This is a genomic window from Verrucomicrobiota bacterium (genome assembly GCA_037139415.1).
Lineage (GTDB): Bacteria > Verrucomicrobiota > Verrucomicrobiia > Limisphaerales > Fontisphaeraceae > JBAXGN01.
The window spans coordinates 1-17,755 of record JBAXGN010000167.1 but is presented as its reverse complement, the minus strand read 5'-3'; the positions used below and the strand labels follow the sequence as shown (position 1 = coordinate 17,755).

Genomic DNA, 17,755 nt, shown 5'->3' with positions numbered 1-17,755 from the left:
TGTCCCGCACTTCCACATAGGCCACCGTGCTGGTCACTGTTCCAACGCTGTTACTTGCCACCACCTGATACGCATCCCCTTCGTTAGCGCACGTTACCACCGCGCTGGTGTAGCTATTACCCGTGCCCACTGGTACGGTCAGATTCGGCAGCTTGTACCAGTAGAACCCGATTGGCGCGCTGCCGCCCGTCACCGTCGCGGTAAACTCCGCCGGCGTTCCCACCGCCACCGTGTTGGTCGGCGACGGGGTGATCACCAAGCCCACCGACGTGCTCGAATGATTGGTCACCACCAAGGTTACCACCATGCTGTTGGTCGCCCCATTGACATTCGCCACCGAGACCATGTACGTGCCTGAGTTGGTTGTTTGCAGGTTGGTCAGTGTCAGCGAGGCGTTGGTATTGTACAGCACTGCAATGTCCCCTTTGGTGAAGACATTGGTCGTATCGTAGTACCAGGTAGAACTCAGGGTTTGGCAACTCATCGCCATACTTACCGCGATCATGAAGTTGGAGCCCACACCCGTGGTATTCGTGGCTTGGACCAGGTCGGTCACAAACACCGGCTTCCTAGTATCAATTACTGCCACATACACGGGCGCGCTGGTGAGGGAACCGCCATAGGCATTGCTGGCCACCACGTTGAAGTGCGTGTTGTTATCGCTGCACACCACAGAGGCATTGGTGAAAGCATTGGTTATCGCCACCGGCGTCAGGTAGTTCGAGTTAGCATACCAGAAATAGGTGATCGGCTCGGTGCCGGAAGCGGAGGCCAGAAAGCCCGCTGGCGAATTGACCTCGACCGTGTTTGTCGGCGAAGGAGTGACCGTCAAACCGCCCGTTCCAACGCCGATTACGCGAATGGTGCCATCCGTGTTCAGAGTGGACGTATCCCAGACCACTCCCGCTGGCAGGTTGGTGACTGCAAAGGTGCCCGTGTAATTCGCGGCATTGAACAGCTTCCAGGAATCGCCCGCCACCAAGCTGGTGACAGGATCGCTGCCAGCGGCCAACACCACGGTCAGCGTGCCACCATTGGTCAGCCAGATCGCACCGGTGAGGAGGTCGTTGGTCCGGACTGAACCGACTTTGCTGATTTCCATGATGGTTGTGCCATTCACCCCGACATTGTTCGTCACCGTGAGGACGCCTATACCATTACTGCCGGGTGCCAACGTGCCATAATTGACCACATTGCCGGCCACAGTTCCATTGCCAGACAGAGTTTGGCCAAAACCGAGGTTGAGCGTTCCGTCGTTACGTCCTGTGACGACCAGTGAAGCCCCGGCGTCAATTTGGATGGTGACTGCGTTGGAAAAGCCGGAATCGCCCACCAAAGAAAGGGATCCAGCCTTAATAAGCGCGTTACCGGTGAAACTGTTGCTGACGCTGACCATCGTCAGAGTGCCGGCACCCAACTTGGTGAGACTAACCGCTCCTGCAACGCGTCCGGTATAACTGTTGGCGGAGTTATTGGTGATGGTCAGCATTGCTGGCACGGCGCTGGTAATCGAACAGGCGATCGCATTGGTGCCAGGGGTTGTAATCGAGCGCAACGTGAGGTTGTAACCATTCAGATTGATGGTACCAATCCCATGCGGCACAGCGGTATTATCGCCTAATGTCAGGGAGGGAGGAGTCGGGAAGACGTTATTGGTCCCCAGCTTCAACGTTGTGTTGTACTGGACGCTCAGACCGCCAATGACGTTACTTGAAGCATTTAACTCGCAGAGCCCGCCACCGTGCACAAGCATAGGGCCGCTGGAAGTGAGATCAATCGTCCCATTCAAGGTCAAAACCTTACTGCCGTTCGGGTTGGCCACAAACTGCCTGCTGCCGGTGCCTATATTAGTAATAGAGCCATTCACAATCAGTCGTCCGTCAGCTACCTGCATTCGAAGGCCATTGGTGCCCATGGTAACGGGCCCATTCAAATAATTGGTGCCGGTATTGTTAAGCAATGCGCCCTGATAGCCGTATTGCGCATCGCCATCCAGATAGAGCGCGTCCTGAATGATAATGCTATTGCCCGTGCCGGGATCCAACCGGAGTTGGCCGGTAGCGTCAGTGAAAGCCGCATTCGTACCGCCCGTGCGATAGACATAGGTGCTGCCGTTGGTCGTTCCCAGCGCGGCGGAGTTCTTGAGCGTTAAAATGCCGCCCGCCACAATCGTAACTCCGTCATAGTTATTGGACACCGCCAGCACCAGCAATTGGTACTGATCTTCCTCAGCCCACCGCTGCCGCTCACCGTATTGCTCAGTGTCAAGGTGGTGTTTTGACTTGAGCCGAAGCTGCCAGCATCAAAGGTATTTGTTCCATTTAGAGTGACAGTGCCAGTCCAGACATTGGCAGTGCCGCTGTCGGTTGAGACAATTCCTCGGTCCAGGACCACCATCGGTTTATTCACGGTACCGTTGTTGTAAATGGACAGCATGGCGTTGGTAGAGATCGTCACGGTCTTGGCTGAATCACCGTAGGTCGTGGCATTCTCAAAACGCAGAGCGCCTTGTTTCACCTCGATATCGCCCAGGCCAGTGGACCCAGTGGTTTTGATGGAAATAAGGTTGCCACCAAGTTTGGTCAACTTATATCCATTCCCGACAAAGTTACCGCCCGCCATAATGTCCCAGCGCCCTACGCCACCAAAAGTGGTATCCCCCACCAAAGTTACATTACTGAGGTTGTTGTAGGGAGAGGCACCGGTTCCCGTCAAATCCACAATAGCCCCATTGCTGCCCAGACCACTGCCGGAGACAATGATCGTATCCAAATTCGTCAACGTGCCATTAATATCCAAGGTCGCTCCGCTGGCAATGGTGGTCGGCCCACTCGCTGTCCCCAACGCGCCGCGATTCCCCAGCCTGAGCATGCCGCCATTGACAAACACCGGTCCGGAAAAATCATTGGTGGTATTGATGGTGTTGGTGCCGGTTCCCCACATGACGATCGAGGCTGCGCCACTAACCTTGCCGGTACCGCTTAGCGAATAATCCAAGCTGTTACTGAACGTGATCTGGAAAGGCGAAAGGATATTAGAGAGGACCACCGTCTTCTCGGCTGCACTATCATCAAAGACGACCGCGTCGGGTTGCGGGGTTTCCAGATAAAAATCCGGCGATCCGCCAAAGAGCCAGTTCTGGCTTAGGTTGACATCCCAAAATGGCAAACTAGGGGTGCCCGCCCAGACAATTCCGCCCGAGCCTCCGACCACCAAGTCAATGGACGTACCACTATCGTTCAAGCTGGCAGTAATCCCACGGGGCAAAACCATGGCCGCCAACTGGATATTCCCCGCGATCGGATTCTTGGTGCTGTACTTGATCAAGGGATACGTGCCCGCCAACAGTGTACCATTAATGTTAATCGTTACCGTGCTGTTTATGGTTAAATTCGTAGCCCAGATCGTGGGAAATACTGCATTGGCGGACCAGTTTGTGAACGTCAAGGTCGTGGCACCGGCACCCGACCCAAGCGTCAGATTGGACAACGGGACAAAGGCACCATTGACCAAGGTTTGCACCGCCAATTCAGCGCCATCATTGACGGTAAAAGATCCTCCACCTTTATGTCCGGTTGAGATGACCATGATGCCAGCCGTGATGACCGTGGGACCGGTATAGGTGTTGACACCGCCGGCGTTCAGAGTGCCAATACCAACCTTGGTCAAACCGCCAGCCCCGGTGATCGGCGCGTTAATGGTAACTGGGAAGCCTTGGTCGTCATTGGTGGCGATAACCCCGTTGGCAATTGCGATGGTACGCCCTGCGGATAAGACAAGGCTACCAGCTTCCTGAAGCGTGCTGTTACCCGAGAATACCAGTGGTGCAGGAGCACCAAGCGCGGCGTCCGCATTGATGTTGAGAATGCCACTCGCATTAGTCGTACCGCCGGAATAGGTGTTGATACCACTCAGGGTCAGTGTTCCCGTCCCAATCTTGGTCAGGCTCAGAGTTCCACCGGTATTCTTGATTAGTCCGTTGAAAGAGCTGTTGGTATTGGCATCCCCCACAATGAGATTCGCATTACCAATCGAATTGTCAATGGTGCCGGCCACTGCGGATCCCCAAGCCCCCAAGCCATTCACCGTCTCCGTAACCCCGGCCATATCCACCAAACTGCCATTGGTGATCAGCAGCAGCCCCTTGCCAGCGCCATTGGGAATCACTTCCGAAGCCCCCAGCTTCAACTTGGGTGCCGTCCCGTTGGGAGCAACGTAAGGGATATTGTTACCCACAATGGTATTCCCCAGGTAGTCATTCCCTGGGTTGGTCAGGATATTGGTGCTGTTCTCCGTGCTGAAATTCAAAGCCCCCACCCCGGTAATACGGCCATTGATCGTCAACGTGCTGGGGGTGTAGCCAGCCAGGAAATAACCGCCCCCGGCCAGCAGGTTGATGGTTCGGTTCGTGGCAATTTTAGCGGCAACGGTTATGTTATTGTTGCGGATGGAGCCACCATTGAATGTCAGGTTGGTGGTCGGAACTGCCGGCACCTTCCCCAAGGAATAATCGTCGGTGAAATCCATGCGCCCCCCTTCAAAGATAAAGCCGCCACTATGATTATTGGTGTAATTCGCCAGCGCGAGTGTATTGGTGCCGATCTTGCGAAGCACCAGTACACCGCCCAAGTCGTTATTATTATCCTTTAGGCCGCTAATGGTAGAAGCGATATTTGCGTTGCCTACTGTCAACGTGTTCGTGCTATTGGCTACATTATTCAAGACGACACCACCCACACCAGGGGTGGTAACGTTTACGGTCAGCCCGTTAATAGTGGTATCATAGCCGTTCAGATCAAGGGTGCCGAAATTCTGGATGGTGGCAGTGCCGACACCCATGGTGCCACCATTAACGGTCACATTGGCCTTGCCCAACCCGTTGGGAATAGCTCCTGAAGCGCCCAATTTGAGTGAGCCGCCGCTGATGGTCAGCCCGTTGGTCCAACAATTTCCTGGATTGGCCAACACGACCGCGCCCGGGCCGGTCTTGGTGAGACTGTTAGTCCCGGCGATGATACTATTAATGGTCATGCTGGCCCCATACGCAGCATCAAGGGTCGCATTGTTGGTCAACATGATGCCACGGGTGGCGGCAATACTGAATGAACCGCGTGCCGCTTGCAGAGTGCCACTACTTACCAAGGGATTACCCAAGGTAATTTGATCCGGCACATAAGACACCGGAACCGCTCCCAAACGGCTGTCAGCATCAATGGCCAGCGTGCCATTCTGAATCAAGGTCTTGCCACTATACGTGTTGTTCCCAGTGAGGGCCACGATACGAGCACCCGTCTTCACCAGAGTAATGGTATTATTGTTGCCGAAGCCGCCATCGGTAATATTGAGGGTGTTGATATGAGCGACATCGGTTGATCCCTGCGTTGGCGCAGTGCCATTAGTGAGATAGGATGTGGTGCCCAGAGCGCCATTGGTAATGAATCCGCTGCCCATCATGATCGTGACTGCATCGCTCGCGCCGTTCATATCAATGGTGCCATGCATGTTGACTATCCCCCAGTTCTTGTCATCACGAATCTGGTTGCCGTAGCCGTTGTTCGCGTATTTGACTGTAGCGGCTGGGGCCACGCCTGAGAGACCCCAGATTGCGTTGCCACCAGTCTTGGCTAGTATGAGCGTACCAGCCTGCACGTTCATGCGCAGATTCCCATTATCAGTCGAGCCAGCGAGCGTCAGTGTGCCAAGGCCAGACTTAACGAGTTCATTGGCCGTAAAGGTGGTGCTGGCAACGTTCGAGCTGATGGTGAGACTGCCGCTGGCACTGGCAATGTCAATGGCACCCGCACCATTCTGCACGTCAAACTGGCGAGCGGTCGAAGCAGCACCGGACCCGGCATATTGAAGTGTGCCACCACGCAAATAAACGACGCTGCCGACATTGGTGCCGATGCCGCTGTTCAATCCGGCGTCCCCGATGCTGTCCACCTTGAGGATGCCCGAATTAATGACGGTGCTCCCTTTGTAAAGGTTGTTCCCGGTGAGGTAGAGGGTGCCCGGACCGCTCTTGGTCAAAACCAGTGAATTGCCGCTATTCGCTTGATTGGTAATCATGGAACTGACGGTGAGCGCATTGCCGCTATTGGTGGGAATCATCACATGGAAGATCAATTCCGCTACCCCTCCATTAAGCGTGCCGCCCGTGATGCTGGCCGGATAATCGCCACTAACCAGGATGCCTGCATTGGAAACGTTCAACGAGCCAGCAGAGACATCCAAAGTCATGCCTGCGGTTTGCGCCAAGTTCAGGGTATTTACGTAGTGGGCTCCGGTTAAAGCGGTTGTCCCCGCCGTCGTCAGCTTGACGTTTTGCGCACCGGTCCAAGTGCTGTCAACCGTATTAATGGCATAATCGTAAGCCTGCAACGGCATGGCCGAGGTTACCGACAAACTGGTGCTGGTCACATACTTGGCAAACTCATTGCCAGAAATCACCGAAGCCGGATTGGCGGTGCCATTCTGTTGACCAAACGGACTGGCCAGGAAAACCACATTGGTGGCACTTCCCGCAGTCACATTAGTTCCCAGTCCCGCCCCGGTGATATTCATGGTGGAGTTGTTATTGCGAGCCCAAGACGTAAACGTGAGTTGCGAACGGTAGCCCGGGGCCGGTGGGGCCGCCACCACGGTTCCAGAGCCGTAGTTGGCAATTAGTTGGCCTACCGACTCGGAGTAATTTGCCGCACTGCCATCGTTAGTGAAAATCAAGGCGCTGCCGCTGCCTTCAAAATTGACACCCTTGCCGTCAGCAAGCCGGTCGGTGAGATTGGCGGAAGCGGTGTTGGAAACCATCAGAGTGCCACGGCGCAGATAGTAGGCAAGCACGTTAGTCATGCGTCCATTGCCAGCCAGCACAGCGGCGCCCAGTTCCGGAACCGCACCGGAATATACGGAGAAATTGTTGTTAAATGGACTGTCGGCAGTAAATACCACGGTATTGGTATTATATTTACGCACGGCTCCAGTGCCTCGGATAGCATTGGGAAAGGTGATGTCATCGGAACGGTTGATATGCAATTCAGCGTAGTTGGTAATGTCACCGGAACCCGCTGTCCCGCTGGTTCCACCGTTGCCAATCATTAAAAAGCCACCCCCGTTGGCAATCGTCGTACCACCAGAATACGTGTTACTACCGCTCAAAACCATGAGGTTGCCAAAAATCTTGGTAACGGTGACCGGACCGGTGCCATTGTCCGTGATGCTGGCATTAATCTCCGCCGGATACATCAACGGTCCTGGAAGAGGGGAAAAATTTTGCGGATGCAAGTAACCGGTGTTCCGGGTCAGCAACACCAACTCCGCCGGAGTATTGGGTGAAATGCCAGCGGTGAGCGTCCCATTGGTGATTTGGAAAAAACCGGACGTATCGCCACTGAACATGAGCGCGCCGGAAGCAATGCCCAAGCTGTTGCCACCCAAATCCAACGGCATCTCACCACCCAGAGTATGCGCCACCGCCGACGCCCCCAGGTTCAGGCTGTTCACCACCCGATTCCCAGTCATGGTCTGCCCATAGCCCAACCGCAGGTTGTTGGTGATGGCCCACTGGGATTCAGGAATATTCAGAGAATAATCCGTCGCCACCAATTCCACCGGCCCGTTATACCCGTTAGTGCCAACCCAGCGCACCAATTCATCACGGCTGGTATATCCAGCGAAAGGAATAATTCCTGAGGAGGGGCCTCCTGGGAACAGCGGGGCGGATGCCACATTGGTGAGCGGACCTGGATTGACAATCGTAATACGGTTGCGCGGATCCAAGGTCAACGGACCACCATTTAAGGTAAACGACGCCCAACCGGAACCAAGGCGCGTTACATTATTGATGGTGAAAGTAGAAGTCTGACCCGCGGCGGCGGCAATCATGTCAACGCGCCCCTGGGCATTGCTCAAGACCAGTGTTCCAATCGTCTCGCTATAGTTCACGCCCGCCGCAGCGTTGTTGGCAAAGACAAGCACCCCATTATCCATGACCACATTGGCGGAGTCGCCGATGCGGTCAGGTAGGTTGCCACCGACACTATTATTATCCACGCGAAACGTTTTGCCGTTAGCGATTATAATCGAAGCACTGTTCACGATCGTGCCCGTGTTCGTCAGCACAAAAGTACCGCCTTGCACCCTGGTATATCCGCGATAGGAATTGGCATTGGTAAAGGAGGTCGTTCCGCCGTTGTTATTGCTGACGTTGACGAAGCCGCCACTGGCATAATTGGGATCCGTGATATTGCCCCCCCAGAAGGAATTGCTGGCACCATTGCCAATCGAGAGGATAGACGCCGCCGTCAGGGAGGAATTATTCACCACCGCAGTGGAATCCCCGTTGAGGCCATCCACGGATTGGATCCCGGTTCCATTCAGATCAAAGGTGGCATTGGAAATATTGAGGTTACCTTTACTATTGCCGTTGGGAATCACGTTGTTGGTGGCCGCACGCAGGATACCGCCCCAAAGAAACGTGTCCAAAGGACCATAGGTATTCGCGCCGCCCAAGGTGAGCACACCGGCGCCCTTTTTAATCAGACTGCCGGAACCGACAATCACATTGCTGATCCCAAAGTCGCCTGGTCCGTCGAACAAAATATAATTCGTAGCCGTACCGGTACTATTGGTGAGGTAGGTTCCTTTGAATATCAACGCACCGCTGCCGCTGGCCTGGGCGTTCCAAACGGTCTGCGTGGCTTGTGGGATACCGACCGCCGAAGGTGCAGCAAAGGTGATGATATTACTAATGGTATTGGCACCACCTGCACTGTTGGTGATGCCGTTCGTAATGGAAAACCAGGCCCCGCCCAAGGCATATCCGCTGGTACCAACACCAAACGTCAGTGCCCCCACCACCCGCCCGGCAAGGTCATTCGTGTTTGCTGGATTGCTCGAACCACTGGGGTAAATCAGAAAGTCACCGCCGCTCAAGCTCCCCTCGTTCCAGTTAGCGGCTCCCCAACTTAAACCGCCATTACCGGTCCAAGTCCGATCCAGGGGGGCGGCAAACGTCGTCAGCACGGTTCCTGCCAGCAGAATGACTGCCAGACAAAGCACGGCTGAAGTCTTTAACGGAATAGGTTGATACTTGGTATTCATAGTCATTTGATGTTTAAAGTTAATTGGCTGTCAGAGTAAAATCGTTCATTGGCTCAGTTCAAGTAAACCCGAGCTTCGGCACTGACTGGTCAGATCATGTTTCACGTCGGTTTAGTCCTGCCAGTTTCAGATACCCAAATAACTCCCACCCACGTCGGCCTAAACAACACCGACCACCGGTTTGGAACCTGTCGCTAACGGAGCTTGTGAAAAACGTATCAGGTGGTAAGAAATATACAAGCGTATTTCCTGTGTTTTTAGCTGCATAAAATTTGACTTCATTCGATGCCCTGCCAAGGCCCCTTGAATGGATCTGCCCCAATAGTATATTTGCTGAAAATACGGCTAATACAAGTGCCGCCATTCCTATGGAGTTGTCCGGTTGCGCGGTGGCAAAGGTAATGGCGCTTGGATGCGGTACTCCTGGTCGGCAGTATTCCCTTGAAAACCAGCGACGACGTATGCACAGTGCGCGGCGATATGCGACGTTGGCACGGCATCATGCTGGTGGTAGCCGCTTTTTTCTGGGCGGCTCCCGTCCTGTTTTCGCAAACCACCCTCGGCAAACTGGAGCGGGTGGAAATGTTTGGCAATACGTATGTGAGTATGCGGGATTGGGCCGAGTTGATCAAAATGGATTTTAAATGGACCCGCAAGGACGAGGAGATCACCATGACCAGCAAGTGGTCCAAGTTTGTGTTCACGGTGGATTCCCGGCAGTCACAGATCAACGGGGTGGCCGTATCCCTCTCCGTGCCCATCGCCCGGCGTAATGGCGGCGCGTACATTGCTCCGCTGGATGTGGTGTCGGCCATCAATCCGGTGATTAATCCCCCGCGCAACCCCAAAGGGAAGGTGAAGACCATTTGCCTCGACCCCGGCCACGGTGGCAAAGATCCCGGCAATCAGGAGGGGCGGCTACAGGAAAAGAAGTACACCCTGCTATTGGCGGAGGAGTTGAAGAGCAAGCTGGAGGATGCCGGCTTTAAGGTGGTTCTCACCCGGTCGGATGACAGTTTCACAGAACTGGGCAGCCGTCCAGAGTATGCGCGCAAGCGCGGTGCCGACCTGTTGGTCAGCCTGCACTTTAACGCCGCGGCGGATAAAGGTGTCACGGGCGTGGAAACGTATTGCATGACGCCTCCACATGCCAGTAGCACGAACGCGCGCGGAGAAGGCGCTGCCAATGGCGCTTATGAAGGCAATCGTTACGATGATAGGAACATGTGGTTGGCCTGGAACGTGCAGAAGAGTGTGACGAAAGCATTGGGCACGGACGACCGGGGGGTGCGCCGTGCGCGTTTCGCGGTGTTGCGCCATTCGGAAATTCCCGCCATCCTGGTTGAAGGTGGTTTTATGACCAGCAGTGACGATGGCAAGAAAATCTACGACCGGGCCTGGCGTGCGAAGCTGGCCCAGGGTATTCTGGAAGGTATCCAGGCGTACAAAAAAGGGTTGGACCGTTAATGTGAACATGAAACCGGATTCGCAATTACCCATCGGCGTGTTTGATTCAGGCATCGGCGGTTTAACCGTGGTGCGCGAGTTGCACCGGGTGCTGCCGAACGAAGACATTATTTACCTGGGCGATACGGCACGGGTACCGTATGGGACCAAGTCGCCCGATACGGTGACGCGGTTTGCCTGCGAGGATGCGCAATTCCTCATCCAGCAAAAAGTCAAAGCGCTCGTGGTGGCCTGCAACACCGCTTCCGCCTGGGCGCTGCCGGCATTGCAGCAACGGTTTTCGCTGCCCATCTTTGGGGTGATTTTGCCGGGGGCGCGGGTGGCGCTGGAAAAAACGCGCAACCGACGCATTGGGGTGATTGGCACGGCGTCCACGGTGCGCAGCAAAGCGTACACGAACGCGATCCGCACGCGCGATGAGGGGGCCAAGGTTTTCAGTGAAGCCTGCCCGCTCCTGGTGCCGTTGGTGGAGGAAGGATTGCTGGATCACGCTGCGACTCGGATCATTCTTGAAGAGTATCTGCGGCCTTTGTTGCGCAAGCAAATTGACACCTTGATTCTCGGTTGCACCCATTATCCGCTGCTCAAAAAGGCGATTGGCAAAATCACCAAACGCAATGTCGCGTTGGTGGATTCTGCCGAATGTTGTGCCGCGTCGGTCGCTGAGAGCCTGGCCCAATTTAAACTCCTGACACCACAGAACACGCGCAAGGGTACCTTGCGTCCGTACGTGACCGATGACACCGAGCGCTTTGAAGCCATGGCGGAACGCTTCCTCGGTTTTCCCACCGAGCAGACTTGGAAGGTGGAGTTGCCAGCGCTTAAGGAGTAGCGAAACTTGGGACCTTGTGTGCAGGGAGCGAATTGGCTGCAACACCGCAAATTCAAAGCACGATCAGTGATTGCATCGGGGTGCGTTTTTCCCTACGGTACGGCGCTGGAAACTGGCGCATGATCTTCTTGCCCATTGTCGAACGGGAACTGCGAGTTGCGGCTCGCGGACGCGCTGCGTATTGGACCCGCTTCGCCGCCGGTCTGGGCGCCATTGGGTTTACCATCATGATCCTGGTGTCCATGACCTACGCCTCGCCCAGTGCGGTGGGGCAGAGCTTGTTCACGGGCTTGGCCAGTGTGGTTTTCTTCGTCTGCCTGTTCAGTGGCCCCACGTTGACGGCCGATACGTTGAGTTCGGAAAAGCGTGAAGGCACCCTGGGTCTGTTGTTCCTCACCGATTTGAAGGGCTACGATATTGTGATGGGCAAGCTCGCCGCGACGTCGCTGACGACCATATACAGCGCGCTGGCCGTGGTGCCGGTGCTGAGTTTTCCGTTGTTGATGGGCGGCGTGGGCCTGGCCGAGTTGGGCCGCGTGGTCCTGGCCTTTGGCAACGCGTTGTTCTTTTCGCTGTCGTGCGGTTTGTTTGCCTCGGCGGTGTGCGTCCATGCGCGCAAGGCGGCGGGTTTGGCGTTTCTCCTGGTGGGCGGATTCACGGTGTTGGCACCGATGTTCGGCGTCATACTGTTGGAACAATCGGGCCATAAAAACTTCGTTCCGATGGTACTCATGTTCAGTCCAGGATGCGCGTTTATCACGGCCTTCGCCCCCGTGTATAAACAAAACTTCGCCGGGAATAATGTATGGCTGCACTGGGCTTCCCAAGGGATCACGCACGCGCTGGCCTGGTTGCTCCTGTTGGCCGCGTGCTGGATCACTCCCCGCACCTGGCGTGATAAAGGCATGATCGTTGAGGGCCGTTCCTGGCGTGCCCGCTGGCACCAATTCTGGATGGGCAGCCGCGCCTGGCGCAACCAGTTCCGCCCGCCGATGCTGACGCGTAATCCGTTCCTGTGGCTGGTGAGCCGTGAGCGTTGGAAGGTGGAACTGGTCTGGTTTTGGTTGGGGGCCAGCGGTGTTTTATGGTTGTACGGCTGGTGGAACACGGGACGTTATTGGTTGGAACCGGAGAATTACATTTTCACCGCCATCGTCTTGCAGTTGGTCTTGAAACTCTGGGTGACGGGCGAGGCCTGCCGCCAGTTTGGCCCGGATCGCCGGAGCAGCGCCATGGAATTATTGCTGGTTACTCCCCTGACTGAACGCGAAATCATTCAAGGCCAGGTGCAGGCATTGTTCCGGCAGTTTCTCTTTCCAGCGCTGCTGGTGCTGGGGTTGCACGCCGGCTTTCTGGCGTGGAACTGGCACGATCCTGAATGGCACTCCCTGTGGCTTGCTGGCATGATCTGGCTCTGCGGCGATTTGCCTGCGCTGGCGTGGACGGGGATGTGGCTAAGCCTGCGCACCGCCAGCGCGGAACGCGGCATGACCATCGCGCTCCTGCTCGTCATGGTGGTGCCATGGTTGGTTTATGCGGCAACGCTGCTCGCTGTGGGGGTGGCCACCGATGTGTTGCACTGGATCAAACCAGTGACGCCCACCGACCTGGCGCTGACCATTTATTGGATCGTGCTCAGCCTGCTCAACAACCTGATCCTGTATGCCTGGGCGCGGCGGCGATTGCACACGAATTTCCGCACCATGGCGGCCCGTCCGGTCGGGGCGACGCCCAAATAAACAACTCGACACGTTTACCCAACCTCATGGCTTCCCCTGCCATTGCCGACCGTGAATTGCGCGCCCAAGCACGCCAATGGGCGACGCATCGCAATCGGCTGGCGGCCGGGGGCGTGGCAGTGGCCATCGTGCTGGTGATGTTGCTGGCCGGGGAGTTATTCTCCGCCTGGCAGACTGTTGGGAGAGCCCTGTTCCGTACGCTTTCCTGGCTGGCGTTTTTGTTTTGTCTATTTGAAGGGCTGCGCAACACGGCGGATTGCTTGAGCGTGGAGAAGCGGGAAGGCACGCTGGGCCTGTTGTTCCTTACCGATCTGACCGGATTGGACATCATCCTTGGGAAGCTGGCGGCTCATTCCCTCGGTTGTTTCTATAACCTGATGGCGGCGTTTCCCGCCTTGGCCATCCCGTTCATCCTGGGCGGAGTGACGGCGGGAGAATTCTGGCGCACGGTGCTGGCGTTGCTGGTGGTACTTTTCTTCTCCCTGTGCTCCGGCCTGCTCATCTCGGCCTGGGGCCGCAACGAACGGGCCGTCTGGGCCATGGGGTTGCTGGTGGTTCTGGTCTTTGCTGGCATCCTGCCTTTGTTGGATTTCCTGCTTGCCGCCGGCGACGTTAGCCAGTTTGTGCCCAGATTTTCCCTGCTCAGTCCCGGCTATGCGTTTTTCGCCGCCACCGACGCCATGATGCAATCCGTGGCCGCCCCCTTCTGGTCCTGCCTGGGCATGGTGCATTTGTTGAGCTGGCTATTCCTAATGCTGGCGGGGTTCGTGGTGTTGCGGACTTGGCGTGATACGGATGAAAGGGCAGGGGAGCCTTGGGCCTGGCTCCGCTGGCTGGCTCGCCCGTGGCGGTTATCCGGAAAATCTTCCACCCGCGCCCAGCAACGGCTGCAAGCAAATCCCGCCTGGTGGTTGATGGATAAAAACCGCCAACTGGATGGGCTGCTTTGGATTGCCCTTCTGTTGGCAATAATCTTGGTGATAGCCGCCCGCTTACTGATTGGACTGAGCGATCAGCTTTTCTGGGTGTATGTCGGCATCTTTTACCTGGCCCATTGGTTTCTACGGCTATGGATTGCCGCCGTGGCCTGCTATAGCATCGCCTCGGCGCGGGATAGCGGTGTTTTGGAACTCACCCTGGTAACTCCGTTGCCGACTGATACCATGGTGCGCGGCTGCTTCAAGGCGGTGGAAACCCTTTTCCTAAAGCCCTTACTGGTGCTGGGATTCGTCGAGACGATAACCTTGGCAGAATGGGCCATGTTCAGCACCAGTTCAAATATTCCGCCGCTGGTGGTCTTTGTCTGCCTGGGAATGGCCTTTGCGCTCCTGGTGCTGGACCTCTACGCCGTGACGTATGCCGGTTTGTGGCAGGGATTAACGCAACGCAAACCGTTGACGGCGACCACCCGCACCATTCTGCGCGTGTTGTTATTACCGTGGCTATTGGTGGTAATCGTGCCGATCTTCCTGTTATTCTGCGGCCCGGGGATTTTTATCGGCTTTCTGCTCAAAGACGTCGTGTTTATCAGCGGTTCCAAACTGCGGCTGCAATCGAACTTTCGCAAGGTGCTGATTCAACCGGCGGAGTATGAGCAGGAACGCTGGTGGAATGGCTGGCCATTCAAACGGGCTGCCCGCGCGTCGGTATTATCCCCGCCGCCGATACCACCACCGTTACCGCCCCAAACGCCGCTGGGTGTCTGAAAGTGTTGCAAAAGGCCGTTTGATATTTGATTTGAAACCCTCCAATTCCTTCGCTATCCTTCCCCTGTTCCGAATAATATAATGATGCTGATTTAACCAAAATTTTAACAATACATAATTTCGCGTAGCTTCGGCTGCTGTCCACCACGAAACCTAGGAAATTTCGCAAATGCAGGACGGCGCTCGATGTGCGCCCCAATCGGGGCGCATTGAAAGCGCTCCTGCGTTGGGCCCTCCTAGGTGCCTGTGGTGGGACGCAAGTAAATGCGTCCCATTATTTTTTCAGGCACCAGGGATTTCAACGCAGGTAGCAAGCCATCCCGACAGGGCTGAACGTACGCGCGAACGTTTCAGCCTATGTCTGATCGGACTCGCACCACATCCAAATCCAGCGATTCCACTGCCAACCTCGGTTTCGAGGCCAAGCTCTGGCTCGCTGCCGACAAGCTCCGCAACAACCTGGACGCGGCGGAATACAAGCACGTCGTTCTCGGTCTCATTTTCCTCAAATACATCTCCGACACCTTCGAGGAGCACCGCGCCAAACTCGTCGCTGGCAAGGGGGAATACTCTGATGCCAACCCGGAGGACCAGGATGAGTATAAGGCGGTGAACGTCTTTTGGGTGCCCAAGGAAGGCCGCTGGTCCCACCTCCAGGCCAGCGCCAAACAGCCCAACATCGGCCAGCTCGTGGATGACGCCATGGTCGCCATCGAGCGCGACAACCCAAGGCTCAAGGGCGTGCTCCCCAAAGACTTTGCCCGCCCCGCGCTGGACAAGCACCGGCTCGGCGAACTCATTGACCTCATTGGCACCATCACGCTCATCGCCGCACCTCCCTCGCCCCTCGGAGGGGCCGGGGTGAGGGGTGGTTCCCATCGCTCCGTCGATCTGCTCGGCCGCGTCTATGAATACTTCCTCGGTCGTTTCGCCAGCGCCGAGGGTAAGCGCGGCGGCGAGTTCTACACCCCGCAGTGCGTGGACAAGCTCCTCGTGTTTATGATCGCCCCCTACAAGGGCCGAGTCTATGACTGCTGCCACGGTTCGGCAGGACTTTTCGTGCAGAGCGAGAAATTCATCGAAGCCCATGGCGGCAAACTCGGTGACATCAGCATCTACGGCCAGGAGTCAAACCCCACCACCTGGAAGCTCGCCGTCATGAACCTCGCCATCCGGGGTATCGAGGGCGATCTCGGCAAGTACGCCGCCGACACCTTCCGCAACGATCTCCATCCCGACCTCAAGGCCGACTACATCCTCGCGAACTTCCCCTTCAACGTCAGCGACTACTTCCGCAAGGACGACGACGTGCGCTGGAAATACGGCCTGCCTCCGAAAGGGAATGCCAATTTCGCGTGGATCCAGCACATCATCCACCACTTGGCCCCGGACGGCATGGCCGGCTTCGTCTCGGCGAATGGAGCCATGTCCTCCAACCAGTCCGGCGAAGGCGAAATAAGGAAGGCCCTCATCGAGGCCGACCTCGTGGATTGCATGGTCGCTTTGCCGGGGCAACTGTTCTACTCAACGCAGATTCCGGTGTGTTTGTGGTTTCTCGCCAAAAACAAGAAAGGCGGAGCAGCGAAGTCCGGCGGTCCGGCCTTAAGAAATCGTCAAGGTGAAACCTTGTTCATCGACGCCCGCAAACTCGGCACCCTCATCGACCGCGTCCACCGCGAACTGTCGGACGACGACATCGCCAAAATTGCCGGCACCTATCACGCCTGGCGCTCCACTGATCACCGATCACTGATCACTGATTACTCCGATATTCCCGGCTTCTGCAAATCCGCCACCACCGCCGAAATCGCCAGTCACGGCTGGGTTTTGACGCCCGGCCGCTACGTCGGCGCCGAGGAAATCGAGGACGACGGCGAACCTTTTGAGGGAAAAATGTCCCGGCTCGTCACCGAACTGAACGCCCAGTTTGCCGAGTCCGCCAAACTGGAATCGGCGATCCGCGCCAACCTGAAAGGCCTGGGGTTCAAATGAACACGGGCGTCAGCATGCTCAGCCCCAACCCGGCATCGTATGCCGGCCTCAATCCCGGCCCCAACGAGGTGTCATATAGTGGTTTCAATCCTAGCCCCAACAGAGTGCCGTATGACAGCCGCAATCTTAGCCCCAACGGGGCGTTATGTGATAGCCTGGGGCAACGCCCCAGGTACAATGCCCCCCAACCCCCAGCCCTGAAAGGGCGGCATAATTATTGCCGCATTCTGTCACCGTTGGCGCTGTTTGTGTCCGCATCCCCTTGGCATGGTGAATCATGCCCCATCGAGACTATGGAAGGAGGGCTGGGGCATGGTGGGTGAATGGAAAACAATGACACTTGCCGAAGTTTGCGTTTTATTCAGTCGTGGGGTGACGCCTTTCTACACTGAAGACGGAGGAATTCGTGTCCTAAATCAAAAGTGTGTCCGCGACCAAACTGTCGTTTTCGCTCCAGCGAGAAGGACGGATACAGAGAAAAAAATCGTTCCCAAAGAGAAGTTGCTTCAGCCAAACGATATATTAGTCAACTCAACTGGCGAAGGGACGCTTGGACGAGTTGCCCAGATCAAAACTGTTTCTGAGCCAACCACGGTCGATTCTCATGTGGCTATTTTGCGACCAAATCCGAAGCTAGTAGATCCCCCTTTCCTCGGATGCCTCGTTCGCAAACTCCAGCCTGAAATTGAGAAGATGGCCGAGGGGTCAACTGGTCAGACCGAACTTTCGCGAACGCGACTTGGAGAGCTCGAAATAGATATCCCACCCCTCGCTGAGCAAAAAGCCATCGCTCACATCCTCGGTACCCTGGACGACAAAATCGAATTGAACCGGCGGATGAACGCGACGCTGGAGGCGATGGCGCGGGCGCTGTTCCAGAGCTGGTTCGTGGATTTCGACCCCGTCCGCGCCAAACTCGA

8 protein-coding genes are annotated in these 17,755 nt (G+C 56.2%); 6 read left to right on the top strand and 2 right to left on the bottom strand.

Translation table 11 applies throughout. The features are described from left to right. A partial coding sequence (locus tag WCO56_22970) for a hypothetical protein (protein ID MEI7732452.1) occupies nt 1-2,197 on the bottom strand: 2,197 nt, incomplete at its 3' end. Continuing rightward, complete coding sequence (locus WCO56_22965; protein MEI7732451.1) at nt 2,149-9,099, bottom strand: autotransporter-associated beta strand repeat-containing protein; 6,951 nt, start codon at nt 9,097-9,099, stop codon at nt 2,149-2,151. The genes WCO56_22965 and WCO56_22970, both read right to left, overlap by 49 nt. 408 nt (nt 9,100-9,507) lie before the next feature. Between WCO56_22965 and WCO56_22960 the strand changes: the two genes are divergently transcribed. From WCO56_22960 to WCO56_22935, 6 genes are all read left to right on the top strand, one after another. Beyond that, nucleotides 9,508-10,566 (top strand): N-acetylmuramoyl-L-alanine amidase, encoded by a 1,059-nt coding sequence (locus tag WCO56_22960; protein ID MEI7732450.1) that lies wholly within the window; start codon nt 9,508-9,510, stop codon nt 10,564-10,566. Nucleotides 10,567-10,573: 7 nt separating this feature from the next. Next, a complete protein-coding gene (gene murI / locus WCO56_22955) occupies nt 10,574-11,398 on the top strand; it encodes a glutamate racemase (protein ID MEI7732449.1) in 825 nt (274 codons plus the stop codon). Between the two features lie 119 nt (nt 11,399-11,517). Continuing rightward, on the top strand, nt 11,518-13,137 hold the full coding sequence (locus tag WCO56_22950; protein MEI7732448.1) for an ABC transporter permease: 1,620 nt from the start codon (nt 11,518-11,520) through the stop codon (nt 13,135-13,137). A gap of 26 nt (nt 13,138-13,163) precedes the next feature. Beyond that, nucleotides 13,164-14,843 carry a hypothetical protein gene (locus WCO56_22945; GenBank protein MEI7732447.1) on the top strand — a complete coding sequence of 560 codons (1,680 nt, stop codon included), beginning with the start codon at nt 13,164-13,166 and terminating at the stop codon, nt 14,841-14,843. Nucleotides 14,844-15,200: 357 nt separating this feature from the next. Beyond that, nucleotides 15,201-16,835: a class I SAM-dependent DNA methyltransferase gene (locus WCO56_22940; protein MEI7732446.1), complete on the top strand. Its 1,635-nt coding sequence runs from the start codon at nt 15,201-15,203 to the stop codon at nt 16,833-16,835. Nucleotides 16,836-17,168: 333 nt separating this feature from the next. Next, nucleotides 17,169-17,755: restriction endonuclease subunit S (locus WCO56_22935; protein ID MEI7732445.1), on the top strand; the 587-nt coding region annotated here is incomplete at its 3' end.